The sequence below is a fragment of the Staphylococcus sp. GDY8P72P genome (genome assembly GCF_016890655.1).
In the GTDB taxonomy this organism is placed as follows: domain Bacteria; phylum Bacillota; class Bacilli; order Staphylococcales; family Staphylococcaceae; genus Staphylococcus; species Staphylococcus arlettae.
This window is the reverse complement of record NZ_JAFEQJ010000020.1, coordinates 117,239-130,827: the sequence shown is the minus strand read 5'-3', so window position 1 is coordinate 130,827 and position 13,589 is coordinate 117,239. Positions and strand designations below refer to the sequence as shown.

Genomic DNA, 13,589 nt, shown 5'->3' with positions numbered 1-13,589 from the left:
CTAGCATATCAAATTAATGTGCTAGTTTTTGTATTACTGAAATGTTTCAGCTAAGAATGACTCAACTTGTTCTGGTGATTTAGCATTTGCTGAATGTAGGTGAGCAAGTTTTTCACCATTTTTGAAGACTAAAAGACTTGGAATACCCATAACGTCATTATTTGCTGCAACATCTTCTAGTTCGTCTCTATTGACTGTATACCAATTATAATTATTGTATTTTTCTACAATAGGATCAATCCACATATCCATTGCTTTACAATCTGGACACCATCCTGCTTCGAATTTTACAATGACAGGTTGATCACTATTTATAGTTGAATCAAAATTACTTGTTGAGTTAATTGTTTCCATATTAACGCTCCTTTGATTATTAATTGATTACATTATAACTAAAAAAACTAGGGAAATAAAAATTTTAGCTTAAAAATTGAAGCGTTTTGATCGTAATTCTGCTATATTAGTGATAACAACGTATAGGAGGTACAGTACATGATTAAATTTTACCAATATCCTAATTGTACGACATGTAAAAAAGCTGCTAAATTTTTACAATCGTACGGTGTGAGTTATGAACCTATCGACATCGTTCAACATACACCAACTAAAAATGAGTTTAAAGATATTTTAGAACGTACTGGCATTGAAATTAACAAAATGTTTAATACACATGGTGCCAAATATCGCGAATTAGGTTTAAAAGATAAAATAGGGACGCTTTCTGATGATGAAAAGCTAGATTTACTTGCTTCTGATGGTATGTTAGTAAAACGACCACTAGCTGTGCTAGGCGATAAAGCAACTGTTGGTTTCAAAGAAGAAGAGTATAAAGCGACATGGTTATAAAGATCTTCACTTTATAACGATCGCTAAAGTTTTCAAAAATGCAGTCAAAATCAATTTATGAAAACGCTTAACGATGCTGTGTAAAAGTAACATAAATTTTTGATTATTAAAGGCAAACAGTTGCCAGTCATACATTCATATGGCATCATAAATATGTAAAATCATATAGGAGGGGATTCTCGTGGCAGTACCAAGTGAATTAAAATACTCAAAAGAACATGAATGGATAAAAGTTGAAGGAAATACGGTTACAATTGGTATCACTGAATATGCGCAAAGTGAATTAGGTGATATTGTATTTGTTGAATTACCAGAAGTTGATGATGACATCCAAGAGGGGGATACTTTTGGCAGTGTTGAATCTGTAAAAACTGTCTCTGAATTGTATGCACCTGTTACTGGTAAAGTAGTAGAAGCAAATGAAGAATTAGAAGATAGCCCTGAATTTGTAAATGAATCACCATATGAAAAAGCTTGGATGGTGAAAGTTGAAGTTAGTGATTTAGATCAATTGAATGAACTACTTTCAGCTGAACAATATTCTGAAATGATTGGTGAATAGAATAAGTGATTTTAAACTCCATGATATTTACTGTCTTGGAGTTTTTAACTTATCTATGGCGCTAAAGTTTACCAAAATTTAATAAACCCTTAAAATCATGGAAAATTAATGCTGTAACAATGAATTTGACAAGTAAAGACGCCATTTTTACAATATTGATACAAAATTATAATATGTTTATAACCTCGTGTCTTTGTGAAAAACCAAATATAGTATAAGTTTATTATCAACTTTTAGAAGGTGGATGTCATGACGATTCTTAATAAAGTTATCATTGTTGAAGGCAAATCTGATAAAAAGAGAGTTAAACAAGTAATTGATGAACCAATTGAAATTATTTGTACTCATGGAACTATGGGTATTGATAAAATTGATGAAATGGTGGAATCTTTGTACGATAAACAAGTTACAATTTTAGTTGATTCAGACGATGAGGGAGAAAAGATTCGTAGATGGTTTAAACACTATTTAAGCGAAAGTAAACATGTTAGAGTGGATAAACAGTATTGTGAAATTGCGAGATGTCCAAAACGATATTTAGCTAAAGTATTGAAAAAAAACGGCTTTGTAGTTAAAGACGAAGAGCATATCAATAAAGCTAAACTAGATTATATAGCTGAAAGGGTAAGTTTATTAACATGAATGCAACGACAAAACAACACGTAGCAAATGTACGTGAACATTTTGATAAAGATAAACATTTAGTTTTTGGTTATACACCAACTTGCGGTACATGTAAAATATCTGAAAGAATGTTAGATATCGCAAATGAAATCTTAAAATTACCAATTACTAAAATTGATTTGAATTTTCACCCTGAGTATTCACAGGACAATGAAATACAATCGGTTCCTGTGTTACAACTAATGTCTAAAGATAAGGAAATAAAGCGTATTTACGCTTTTCAATCTGTGCCATATCTTTTAGAAAATTTGCAATAATATATTGACGAATCATTAGTGCAGTGGTAGGATTAAAAATAATTAAATAATGTAACTCTTATCGAGAGAGGTGGAGGGATGTGCCCTATGAAGCCCGGCAACCGTCTAAGTATAGAAATGGTGCCAATTCACATAAAGTCGACCGAACTTTAAAAGATGAGAGAGGGTGTTATTGCTTTCTCTATCTTTTAAGATGAGAAAGCATTTTTTTAATTTATAAGCAATACAAGGAGGACAAACAATGATTGAGTTAAATCAAATCGTCAAGCGTTATAAGACGAAAAAGCAAGATGTGCTTGCGGTAGATCATGTTGATTTAAGTATTCAATCAGGCTCAATTTTTGGAGTTATTGGTTTTTCAGGTGCGGGCAAAAGTACATTAGTTCGACTGTTTAACAATTTAGAACAACCAACTTCAGGTGACGTAACAATCGATGGTGACAATATAGGACAATTGTCTAAAAAAGATTTAAGAAAAAAACGTCAAAAAGTGAGTATGATATTTCAACACTTCAACTTATTATGGTCACGTACTGTATTAAATAATATAACATTCCCATTAGAAATTGCTGGGGTACCGAAGCAAGAAGCAAAACAACGGGCTGCAGAACTTGTTGAGTTAGTAGGATTAAAAGGACGAGAGGACGCATACCCATCTGAATTATCTGGTGGTCAAAAACAACGTGTTGGTATTGCACGTGCTTTAGCAAACGAACCGACTGTGTTGTTATGTGATGAAGCGACAAGTGCACTAGATCCACAGACTACAGATGAAATTTTAGATTTATTACTTAAAATTAAAGAACAGCGAAATTTAACTATTGTGATTATCACTCATGAAATGCATGTTATACGTCGTATTTGTGATGAAGTCGCAGTAATGGAAAATGGCAGTGTTATAGAACAAGGATCTGTGACGAATGTATTTGAAAATCCAAAACATGAAGTAACGAAACGCTTTGTTAAAGAAGACTTAAATGATGATTTTGAAGATGCATTTGCAGACATAGAGCATTTTGGCAAAGATGATTACATAGTAAGATTGAATTTTACTGGTAATAACACTACTGAACCTATCGTGTCATACATTACGCGAGCGCATCAAATAGACGTAAATATTTTAGAAGCAAATATAAAAAATACTAAAAGTGGGTCAATTGGCTTTTTAGTGTTACATCTTCCGAATATAAATTCTGAAAAATTCGAAGATTTCAACAGTGATTTAGCAAAACAACAAGTATCAGTGGAGGTGTTACGTCATGACTAGTTCATTTAGTGAAATCCTCCAAGAAATGATTACGATGCCCAATGTACAATGGTCACAAGTGTGGGTAGCAACTTATGAAACGTTATATATGACAGTGATAGCAACTATTTTTGCTTTTATTTTTGGTATTATTTTAGGAGTGTTGCTCTTTTTATCAGCTAAAAGTGACGCTAAAGCAGCTAGAATTTTTTATAGCATTGTCTCTTTTGTCGTTAATTTATTCAGAGCAATTCCTTTCATCATTTTAATATTATTACTTATACCGTTCACTAGTTTAATTTTAGGTACAATAAGTGGACCAACAGGTGCCTTACCAGCATTAATTATTGGTTCTGCTCCATTTTATGCTAGATTAGTTGAAATCGCATTTAAAGAAATTGATAAAGGTGTAATTGAAGCGGCGTGGTCAATGGGTGCCAATACATGGACAGTAGTAAGAAAAGTATTGTTACCTGAAGCTATGCCAGCGTTAGTATCAGGAATTACAGTTACAGCAATCGCCTTAGTAGGTTCTACGGCAATTGCAGGTGTTATAGGTGCAGGTGGATTAGGGAACCTTGCATATTTAACTGGTTTTACACGAAATCAAAATGATGTCATTTTAGTTTCGACAATTTTAATTTTAATTATTGTGTTCATTATTCAATTCATTGGTGATTGGGCTACAAATAAATTAGACAAACGATAACATGAAATGGGGAGAAAAACATGAAAAAAATACTTAGTTTAGCTTTTGTATTAGTTTTATCTGTAGTATTGGCAGCTTGTGGTAATAGTGAAGGTAAAGATAAAAAAATAACTGTTGGTGCGTCACCGTCACCACATGCTGAAATCTTGGAACAGGCAAAACCATTGTTAGAAGATAAAGGTTATGATTTAGAAATTAAAACTATCAATGATTACACAACACCTAATAAATTATTAGATAAAGGCGAATTGGACGCTAACTATTTCCAACATACACCATATTTAGAAACTGAGAAAAAATCTAAGAAATATAAAATTGAGTCAGCAGGTGATGTACATTTAGAACCAATGGCTGTATATTCTAAAAAGTATAAGAATTTGAAAGATTTACCGAAGGGCGCAACAGTATATGTATCTAACAACCCTGCAGAAGAAGGTCGTTTCTTAAAATTCTTTGTAGATGCTGGATTAGTTAAAATTAAAGACGGTGTTAAAATTGAAGATGCTAAATTTGATGATATCGTAGAAAACAAAAAAGATATTAAATTTAATAATAAACAATCAGCTGAGTATCTACCGAAAATTTATCAAAATGAAAAAGCAGATGCCGTTATTATCAATTCTAACTTTGCAATTGATCAAAAGTTAGATCCTAAAAAAGATTCAATTGTTTTAGAAAAACCTGAGGATAATCCATACACGAATTTAATTGCGGTCAAAGAAGGTCACAAAGATGATGAGAAAATTAAAGCGTTAATGGATGCTTTAAATTCTAAAGATATTAAAGACTATATTAAGAAAGAATATAATGGTTCAGTTGAACCTGCAAAATAATTTTAAAAACCGCCTCTTAACGTAATAAGTTAAGAGGCAGTTTTTATGTAGTAACATTATATTTTTTGAAACACAATATTTGAAATTTAAACTTGGTGCTCTGTATAATAATGGTAGCACTGAGCAGTGCTGAAATGGGAGAACAATATAGGGTTTCTTTAATTCTGTGTTGTCTTATTAATCACTAAAACCCTAACGCTAAGGGTGAATCTTGTAAATTCTTATATTTATATATAATAAAACTCGGATAACACAGAATACTTATAGTGTAAGTTAAACTATCAAGTACCTGGCTACCCGAGCTTTATTAATGTTGGTCGTGTTCGTCTTGAATATCGCCAACTATATTTTCTAATATATTTTCCATAGTAATAATGCCATGAATTTGGTTTGATGATTTAACTAAGGCAATGTGGACATGGAGTTGTTTCATTTGTTCTAGCACAGTATGACATTTGGTAGATAGGTCTACTGTTAAAATATCATGAGTGATTTCTGATAATGACTCCACAGATTCGTTTAATAAATCTTTAGCATGCACATAGCCAATAATATTATCAGGTTGATTGACATAGACAGGATATCTTGAATAATGAGAGTCGTTAATGATTGCTTTTGCCTCGCTCAATGGTGTATCTGAAGAGAACGTTGCTGTTTGTGACAAAGGTATATAGCCGTCTTGTACGATCATATTGTCAAAGTCAAATGCTCTATTTATATGTGTCAATTCACCTTTTGTTATTTCTCCGCCATCGTGACTTTCTTTTAATAATAGTTTTAATTCTTCTTCAGAATGGTAAATTTCACTTTCTTTCGCAGGTTGCATTCCGAATAATCGCAAAATAATACGTGCAGAACCGTTAAGAATATATATGAATGGATAAAATAATTTGTAAAACATGATAATTGGTTTTGCAATATATAATGTGATTTGTTCAGCTTTTTGAATTGCGATAGTTTTTGGTGCCATTTCACCGATAACTACGTGTAAATAAGTAGCTATAACAAAGGCACTAATTAAAGTGAAGACATGAATCAATGTATCAGACATACCAAACAAACTGAAAAATGGATGTAGGATAAATTCAAAAGTAGATTCACCAACCATACCGATTCCTAGTGCAGTAATTGTAATTCCTAATTGACAGGCTGCTAAGTATTCATCGAGATGAGTTACAACTTTTTTGGCAGCTATCGCTTGACGATGATTAGCTTCAGCCAATTGATTGATTCTTGATGTGCGTACTTTAACAATTGCAAATTCTGTAGCTACAAAGAATGCCGTAAGTGCTAACAGTAAAATAAACGTAAGTAAACTAAATAAGGTCCCCAAAGGTTAATAAATTCCTCCAATATAATAATAGATCAATCTTTTTATAGATTGATTTACTATTATATAAAAAAATAAGACACAATTCTAATAAAAAGCATAATTTTATTTGTTGCAAAATAAACAATTAAAACCCCTGTTAAAGATTACCTTAAAGCAAACTTCAACAGGGGATAGATTAATATTATTCTGAGCTTAGTTTTTGACTAATAAACACTCCGATACATAATACGATTAATGAAATTAGCCATTCTAAACCATGAGTAGGTATGCCAGGAAATACCGCATACAATGAACCAATCACTAAACCGATAATTAATGCGTAAGTTGTGATCGTATGTTGAGAGAGTAAATATTGAATAAGTTTACTACTGAACATAAAGCCAAAAATGACACCACAACCTACTGTAATTAAGAGTGGAATAGCAGCAAAATTGAATGAAACAAACTCAGAAATAGCAAACATAATAGTACCATAAACGCCGAATACTAATAACATAAAAGAACCTGAAATTCCTGGTAACAGCATGGCGCTAGAGGCACACATTCCGGCAAGAAAATATTTAATAATAAGACCAAAATCTAATGTGAAATGTGAATTGTTAACAGATTCTTCACCACTTAATGACGATATAATAAGTATAATTGCTATTCCTAATATTAATAGTAAGTAATGTTTTATTGAAAAAGTAGCTTTAAAGTTTGCTGATTTCAATAAGAAAGGAATAATACCAATGATTAAGCCAGTGAAAAAGAACATTGTAGGTATATGAAATTCACTTAATAGGTAATTAATCAATTTACTTAAACTACCAATGGCTAAAACCATACCTAATCCAATCGGAATTAAAAAGCGAATACTAGCTACAAAATGTTTGGAAAACAAACCACTTATTGCACGGATAAAATCATTATATATTCCTAAGAGTAAAGCAATAGTACCACCACTAATACCGGGGACTAAATCAGAAGTACCCATTGCGAACCCCTTAAAAATATTAGACCATTTAATATTTGACATATTTCGTTCCCTTCTTTATACAAAATATGTTATTAGCATAGCAAAAATTAGTATAGAGTTAAAATGAACTAAAGTAATTTGCATCATTATTAGAAAATTCAATAAATAAAAGAGATTGAGAACCAAGCACAATTTATTATCAGTTGCTATAAAAACATAACCGATCATAAAAATTATTGTATTATAATAATTATTATAAATAAGCACCTGAAAAGGTTTATATTACCTAGTATTTAAGTTATAATAAATCGGTGTAATGCGTTTGCAGTTTTTTGACTGCAGATTAAAATTATTATAAACTAGTAAAGAAAACATATTATTTATGACGGAGGGAATATGTATGCCATCAACATTAGAAATTAAAGACCTACATGTGTCTATTGAAGATAAAGAAATATTAAAAGGTGTGAATTTAACAATTAACACTGGTGAAGTTCATGCTGTAATGGGGCCAAATGGTACTGGGAAATCAACATTATCATCTGCGATTATGGGACATCCAAGCTACGAAGTAACACAAGGTGAAGTATTATTAGACGGTGTGAACGTATTAGAATTAGAAGTTGATGAACGTGCAAAAGCAGGTTTATTCCTAGCAATGCAATATCCATCAGAAATTACTGGCGTTACAAACGCTGACTTTATGCGTTCTGCTATTAATGCTAAACGTGAAGAAGGCCAAGAAATCAACTTAATGCAATTTATTAAAAAATTAGATAAAGAAATGGAATTCTTGGACATCGACCAAGATATGGCTCAACGTTATTTAAACGAAGGCTTTTCAGGCGGTGAAAAGAAACGTAACGAAATTTTACAATTAATGATGTTAGAACCAAAATTTGCAATTTTAGATGAAATTGACTCTGGTCTTGATATTGACGCATTAAAAGTTGTATCAAAAGGTATTAATGAAATGCGTGGAGATCAATTTGGCTCATTAATTATTACGCACTATCAAAGATTATTAAATTATATTACTCCTGATCACGTACATGTTATGTATGGTGGCGTTATTGTTAAATCCGGTGGACCTGAATTAGCTAAGCGTTTAGAAGAAGAAGGTTATGAGTGGGTTAAAGAAGAATACGGTGCGACAGAATAAATCTCAATTAGGTAAAAAGATATACTAGTTTGAGAGCTAAGGTTTTAATTGATACCTAAAATGAAATCAATGAATCATCAAATGGGAGGAAAATAGTATGACAACTGAAACTTTAAACATTTCTGAAGCACAACTTGTTGAATATTCACAAGCCCATATTGAACCTTCATGGATGACAGAGTTACGTAGAGAAGCGTTAAAATTAACAGAAACTTTAGAAATGCCAAAACCAGATAAAACTAAAATTAACAGATGGGACTTTGATTCATTTAAGCAACATGAGACAACAGGAGAAGTCTACAGTAGCTTAGATCAATTACCTGAAGAAGTTAAAAACATTATTGATGTTGAAAAATCAGAAAACTTGATCATCCAACATAATAATACACTTGCTTTTTCACGTGTATCGGATTCTGCTAGTAATGACGGTGTCATTGTTGAAGGCTTATCAGAAGCATTAGTTAATCATCCGGAATTAGTACAACAATACTTTATGACTGAAGCGGTAACAGTAGACGAACATCGTTTAACTGCTTTACACACAGCATTAGTTAACGGTGGGGTCTTTGTATACGTACCAAAAAATGTTGTTGTTGAGCATCCTATTCAATATGTAGTACTACATGATGATGAAAATGCTAGCTTCTACAACCATGTTATTATTGTTGCAGAACAAAGTGCAGAAGTAACATATGTAGAAAACTATCTATCTGGTGTTAGTGGCGAAGGAAATCAAATTAATATTATTTCCGAAGTAATCGCAAGCGCAAATGCTAATATTACTTATGGCTCAGTTGATTATATGGATAAAGGTTTCACTGGCCACATTATCCGTAGAGGTACAACTGAAGCAGATGCTTCAATTAATTGGGCACTAGGTCTAATGAATGAAGGAAGTCAAATTATCGACAATACTACAAACTTAATGGGTGATCGTTCAACGAGCGCCTTAAAATCTGTAGTTGTAGGTACTGGCGATCAAAAGATTAATTTAACTTCAAAAATTGTTCAATATGGTAAAGAAACAGATGGTTATATTTTAAAACACGGCGTTATGCGTGAAAATGCTTCATCTGTCTTTAATGGTATTGGTTATATTAAACATGGTGGTACGAAATCAATGGCTAACCAAGAATCTCGTGTATTAATGTTATCTGAAAATGCACGTGGAGATGCCAACCCAATCTTATTAATTGATGAAGATGACGTAGAAGCTGGACACGCTGCATCTGTTGGTCGAGTTGACCCAGAACAGCTATATTACTTAATGAGTCGTGGTATTTCACAAACAGAAGCAGAACGTTTAGTAATACATGGCTTCCTTGATCCAGTAGTAAGAGAATTACCTATTGAAGATGTTAAGCGTCAATTACGTGAAGTAATTGAACTTAAAGTAAATAAATAACCTTAGATGCTAATCAACGTAACTGTCTCTTTACATGAGTTCAATGAGGCAGTTTCGTCTTAATAGAGTATTCAATTTAGTTATTGTTATGTAAGACTCAACTAAGGTCGAATCAGAAATTCTTAACTAAGAAAGGTCTGTGAATAAAGTGACCGAATCATTAAATGTACAAGAAATTATTAAAGACTTTCCTATTTTAAATCAAAAAGTTAATGGAAAACGTCTTGCATATTTAGATACGACTGCAACAAGTCAGACACCAATACAAGTCATCAATGTACTAGAAGACTATTATAAAAGATATAATTCTAATGTTCACCGAGGTGTGCACACATTAGGTTCTTTAGCTACAGATGCCTATGAAAGTGCACGTGAGTCAGTACGAAGATTTATCAATGCCCAATACTTTGAAGAAATTATTTTCACGCGTGGTACTTCTGCTTCTATAAATTTAGTGGCACGTAGTTATGGAGATGCTAACCTGACAGAAGGCGATGAAATAGTAGTCACTGAAATGGAACATCATGCGAACATCGTACCGTGGCAACAATTGGCGAAAAGAACTAAAGCAGAATTGAAATTTATCCCGATGACTCCAGACGGTGAATTAGATATTGAAGATGTAAAAGCGACGATCAATGATAAAACTAAAATTGTAGCAATTGCACATGTTTCTAACGTCTTAGGTACGATCAATGATGTTAAAGCTATAGCTGAAGTTGCGCATCAACACGGTGCTATTATTAGCGTTGATGGTGCACAATCTGCACCACATCTTGCATTAGATATGCAAGATTTAGACGTGGATTTCTTTAGTTTTAGTGGTCATAAGATGTTAGGACCAACTGGTATAGGCGTATTATATGGTAAACGTGAATTGCTGCAAAATATGGAACCTATTGAATATGGTGGCGATATGATAGATTTTGTCAGTAAGTATGATGCTACATGGGCTGACTTACCAACAAAATTCGAAGCAGGCACACCACTAATTGCACAAGCTATCGGTTTAGGTGAAGCTATTAAATATCTTGAAAATATAGGTTTTGAAGCCATTCATAACTATGAAAAAGAGTTAACAGCGTATGCCTTTGATCAATTATCTAATATAGAAGGTCTTGAAATTTTTGGCCCTCCAAAAGAACGTAGAGCTGGTGTTATTACATTTAATTTAACGGACATTCACCCACATGATGTCGCTACAGCAGTTGACACTGAAGGCGTTGCGGTAAGAGCAGGGCATCATTGTGCTCAACCATTAATGAAATGGGTGGACCAATCATCAACTGCTCGTGCAAGTCTTTATATCTATAATACAAAAGAAGATATAGATCAATTGGTTAACGCGTTGAAACAAACGAAGGAGTTTTTCTCATATGAATTTTAACAATTTAAATCAATTATATCGTTCTGTAATTATGGATCATTATAAAAACCCTAGAAATAAAGGGAAATTAGATAATGGCACTATGACTGTAGATATGAATAATCCTACATGTGGGGATCGTATCCATTTAACGTTTGATATTGAAGATAGTGTTATAAAAGATGCCAAATTTGATGGAGAAGGCTGTTCTATATCTATGTCTAGCGCATCTATGATGACCGAATCTATAAAAGGTCATACGCTAGCAGATGCGATGCAAATGAGCCAAGAATTTACTAAAATGATGTTAGGTGAAGATTATAAAATCACTGAAGATATGGGAGATATTGAAGCGTTACAAGGTGTTTCGCAATTCCCAGCGCGCATTAAATGTGCAACATTAGCGTGGAAAGCGTTAGAAAAAGGCACAGTAGAAAAAGAAGGCAAAACTGAAGATTAAAGTAATCTAATGCGTTGACAAAGTGTAATATTCCATTCAGACTGTAACTAACAGCAGTTGTAATATAGAAATTATTATTTTCTATAATTAGTTGATCATAGTCTTAGCTAGTTCAACTCAGACAATCATCCGATGGAATACAAAATAAAATATTGCGCGTATAGCAGTTTTAAATATATATAAGGAGTGATTGAAATGGCTAAAAAAGCACCTGATTTAGGAGATTATAAATATGGTTTCCATGATGAAGACGTGTCCATTTTTAGATCAGAACGTGGTTTAACAGAAAATATTGTTAAAGAAATTTCAAACATGAAAGAAGAACCAGAATGGATGCTTAATTTCAGATTAAAAGCATTGAAACTATTCTATAAAATGCCAATGCCACAATGGGGTGGAGATTTATCAGAATTAGACTTTGATGATATTACGTATTACGTAAAACCATCAGAAAATACTGAACGTTCTTGGGACGAAGTACCTGAAGAAATCAAACGTACATTTGATAAACTAGGTATCCCAGAAGCAGAACAAAAATATTTAGCTGGTGTTTCTGCTCAATATGAATCTGAAGTAGTATACCACAATATGGAAAAAGAATTAGAAGATAAAGGCATTATCTTTAAAGATACAGACAGCGCATTAAGAGAAAATGAAGAGTTATTTAAAGAGTACTTTGCATCTGTAGTTCCAGCAGCAGATAATAAGTTCGCAGCGTTAAACTCAGCTGTATGGTCAGGTGGCTCATTTATTTATGTTCCTAAAAACATTAAATTAGATACGCCATTACAAGCTTATTTCCGTATTAACTCTGAAAACATGGGACAATTCGAACGTACATTGATCATTGCAGATGAAGGTGCATCAGTAAACTATGTTGAAGGTTGTACTGCGCCAGTGTACTCAACAAGTTCATTACACTCAGCTGTAGTTGAAATTATTGTACACAAAGACGCACACGTACGTTATACAACAATTCAAAACTGGGCGAATAACGTATATAACTTAGTTACAAAACGTACTTTAGTGCACGAAAATGGTAACATGGAATGGGTTGACGGTAACTTAGGATCTAAGTTAACTATGAAATATCCAAACTGTGTCTTAATGGGTGAAGGTGCTAAAGGTAGTACTTTATCTATTGCATTCGCAGGTAAAGGACAAGTCCAAGATGCTGGTGCGAAAATGATTCATAAAGCGCCAAATACATCATCAACGATTGTATCTAAATCAATTTCAAAAGATGGTGGTAAAGTTGTATACCGTGGTATTGTACACTTCGGTAGAAAGGCAAAAGGCGCACGTTCAAACATTGAATGTGACACTTTAATTTTAGATAACGAATCAACATCAGATACAATTCCATATAACGAAGTATTTAATGACAACATTTCATTAGAACATGAAGCAAAAGTTTCAAAAGTTTCTGAAGAGCAATTGTTCTACTTAATGAGTCGTGGTATTTCTGAAGAAGAAGCGACTGAAATGATTGTTATGGGCTTCATTGAGCCATTTACAAAAGAGCTACCAATGGAATATGCGGTAGAAATGAATCGTCTAATCAAATTCGAAATGGAAGGTAGTATCGGATAATAACTATCACCATGCCAATATGATTTTGATTTGACTACAAGCACGAGTGATACCATGTTGATACCATTTACTGTTAAATGATATCGAATATGTGTATGAACTCGTGCTTTTTTAATTAATATACAACGATATATTATTAACTATGTTGCGTTTCATGTTTTATAAACATGGGAAT

The 13,589-nt window shown here is 32.8% G+C and carries 15 protein-coding genes and 1 riboswitch; of the genes, 12 read left to right on the top strand and 3 right to left on the bottom strand.

The window, feature by feature from the left end; genetic code table 11:
- Positions 1 to 33: 33 nt before the first annotated feature.
- Positions 34 to 354 carry a thioredoxin family protein gene (locus JVU85_RS09665; RefSeq protein WP_002509393.1) on the bottom strand — a complete coding sequence of 107 codons (321 nt, stop codon included), beginning with the start codon at positions 352 to 354 and terminating at the stop codon, positions 34 to 36.
- 138 nt (positions 355 to 492) lie between these two features.
- On the opposite strand from JVU85_RS09665, the gene JVU85_RS09660 reads away from it, so the two are divergent.
- The 7 genes from JVU85_RS09660 (at position 493) to JVU85_RS09630 (ending at position 5,137) form a co-directional block, all read left to right on the top strand.
- Positions 493 to 846, top strand: a complete 354-nt coding sequence (locus JVU85_RS09660; protein WP_002509392.1) for an arsenate reductase family protein — start codon at positions 493 to 495, stop codon at positions 844 to 846.
- 181 nt (positions 847 to 1,027) lie between these two features.
- A complete protein-coding gene (gene gcvH, locus JVU85_RS09655; protein ID WP_002509391.1) occupies positions 1,028 to 1,408 on the top strand; it encodes a glycine cleavage system protein GcvH in 381 nt (126 codons plus the stop codon).
- A gap of 249 nt (positions 1,409 to 1,657) precedes the next feature.
- Positions 1,658 to 2,050, top strand: a complete 393-nt coding sequence (locus JVU85_RS09650) for a toprim domain-containing protein (RefSeq protein WP_002509390.1) — start codon at positions 1,658 to 1,660, stop codon at positions 2,048 to 2,050.
- The gene (locus JVU85_RS09645) at positions 2,047 to 2,349 is read left to right on the top strand and encodes a thioredoxin family protein (RefSeq protein WP_002509389.1); all 303 of its coding nucleotides are present in this window, start codon (positions 2,047 to 2,049) and stop codon (positions 2,347 to 2,349) included. Before JVU85_RS09650 ends, JVU85_RS09645 begins: the two co-directional genes overlap by 4 nt.
- A 55-nt stretch (positions 2,350 to 2,404) precedes the next feature.
- Positions 2,405 to 2,512: riboswitch (SAM riboswitch) on the top strand.
- 78 nt (positions 2,513 to 2,590) lie between these two features.
- A complete protein-coding gene (locus JVU85_RS09640) occupies positions 2,591 to 3,616 on the top strand; it encodes a methionine ABC transporter ATP-binding protein (RefSeq protein WP_002509388.1) in 1,026 nt (341 codons plus the stop codon).
- On the top strand, positions 3,609 to 4,304 hold the full coding sequence (locus tag JVU85_RS09635) for a methionine ABC transporter permease (protein ID WP_002509387.1): 696 nt from the start codon (positions 3,609 to 3,611) through the stop codon (positions 4,302 to 4,304). Before JVU85_RS09640 ends, JVU85_RS09635 begins: the two co-directional genes overlap by 8 nt.
- 20 nt (positions 4,305 to 4,324) lie before the next feature.
- On the top strand, positions 4,325 to 5,137 hold the full coding sequence (locus JVU85_RS09630; RefSeq protein WP_002509386.1) for a MetQ/NlpA family ABC transporter substrate-binding protein: 813 nt from the start codon (positions 4,325 to 4,327) through the stop codon (positions 5,135 to 5,137).
- A gap of 307 nt (positions 5,138 to 5,444) precedes the next feature.
- Here the strand turns inward: JVU85_RS09630 and JVU85_RS09625 are convergent, their stop codons facing one another.
- The gene (locus JVU85_RS09625; RefSeq protein WP_002509385.1) at positions 5,445 to 6,470 is read right to left on the bottom strand and encodes a hemolysin family protein; all 1,026 of its coding nucleotides are present in this window, start codon (positions 6,468 to 6,470) and stop codon (positions 5,445 to 5,447) included.
- Positions 6,471 to 6,651: 181 nt separating this feature from the next.
- Positions 6,652 to 7,488 (bottom strand): polyprenyl-phosphate transporter PopT, encoded by an 837-nt coding sequence (gene popT / locus JVU85_RS09620; RefSeq protein ID WP_031266508.1) that lies wholly within the window; start codon positions 7,486 to 7,488, stop codon positions 6,652 to 6,654.
- A 340-nt stretch (positions 7,489 to 7,828) separates the two neighbouring features.
- On the opposite strand from popT, the gene sufC reads away from it, so the two are divergent.
- The 5 genes from sufC to sufB all read left to right on the top strand — a co-directional run bounded on the left by sufC (position 7,829) and on the right by sufB (position 13,414).
- Positions 7,829 to 8,590 carry a Fe-S cluster assembly ATPase SufC gene (gene sufC / locus JVU85_RS09615; protein ID WP_002509383.1) on the top strand — a complete coding sequence of 254 codons (762 nt, stop codon included), beginning with the start codon at positions 7,829 to 7,831 and terminating at the stop codon, positions 8,588 to 8,590.
- A 97-nt stretch (positions 8,591 to 8,687) separates the two neighbouring features.
- The gene (gene sufD / locus JVU85_RS09610; RefSeq protein ID WP_204172368.1) at positions 8,688 to 9,995 is read left to right on the top strand and encodes a Fe-S cluster assembly protein SufD; all 1,308 of its coding nucleotides are present in this window, start codon (positions 8,688 to 8,690) and stop codon (positions 9,993 to 9,995) included.
- Between the two features lie 139 nt (positions 9,996 to 10,134).
- Positions 10,135 to 11,382, top strand: coding sequence for a cysteine desulfurase (locus JVU85_RS09605; protein ID WP_083848124.1), 1,248 nt, complete (start codon positions 10,135 to 10,137; stop codon positions 11,380 to 11,382).
- A complete protein-coding gene (sufU, locus tag JVU85_RS09600; protein ID WP_002509380.1) occupies positions 11,372 to 11,821 on the top strand; it encodes a Fe-S cluster assembly sulfur transfer protein SufU in 450 nt (149 codons plus the stop codon). Before JVU85_RS09605 ends, sufU begins: the two co-directional genes overlap by 11 nt.
- Before the next feature lie 195 nt (positions 11,822 to 12,016).
- The gene (gene sufB / locus JVU85_RS09595; protein ID WP_002509379.1) at positions 12,017 to 13,414 is read left to right on the top strand and encodes a Fe-S cluster assembly protein SufB; all 1,398 of its coding nucleotides are present in this window, start codon (positions 12,017 to 12,019) and stop codon (positions 13,412 to 13,414) included.
- Positions 13,415 to 13,589: the final 175 nt, after the last annotated feature.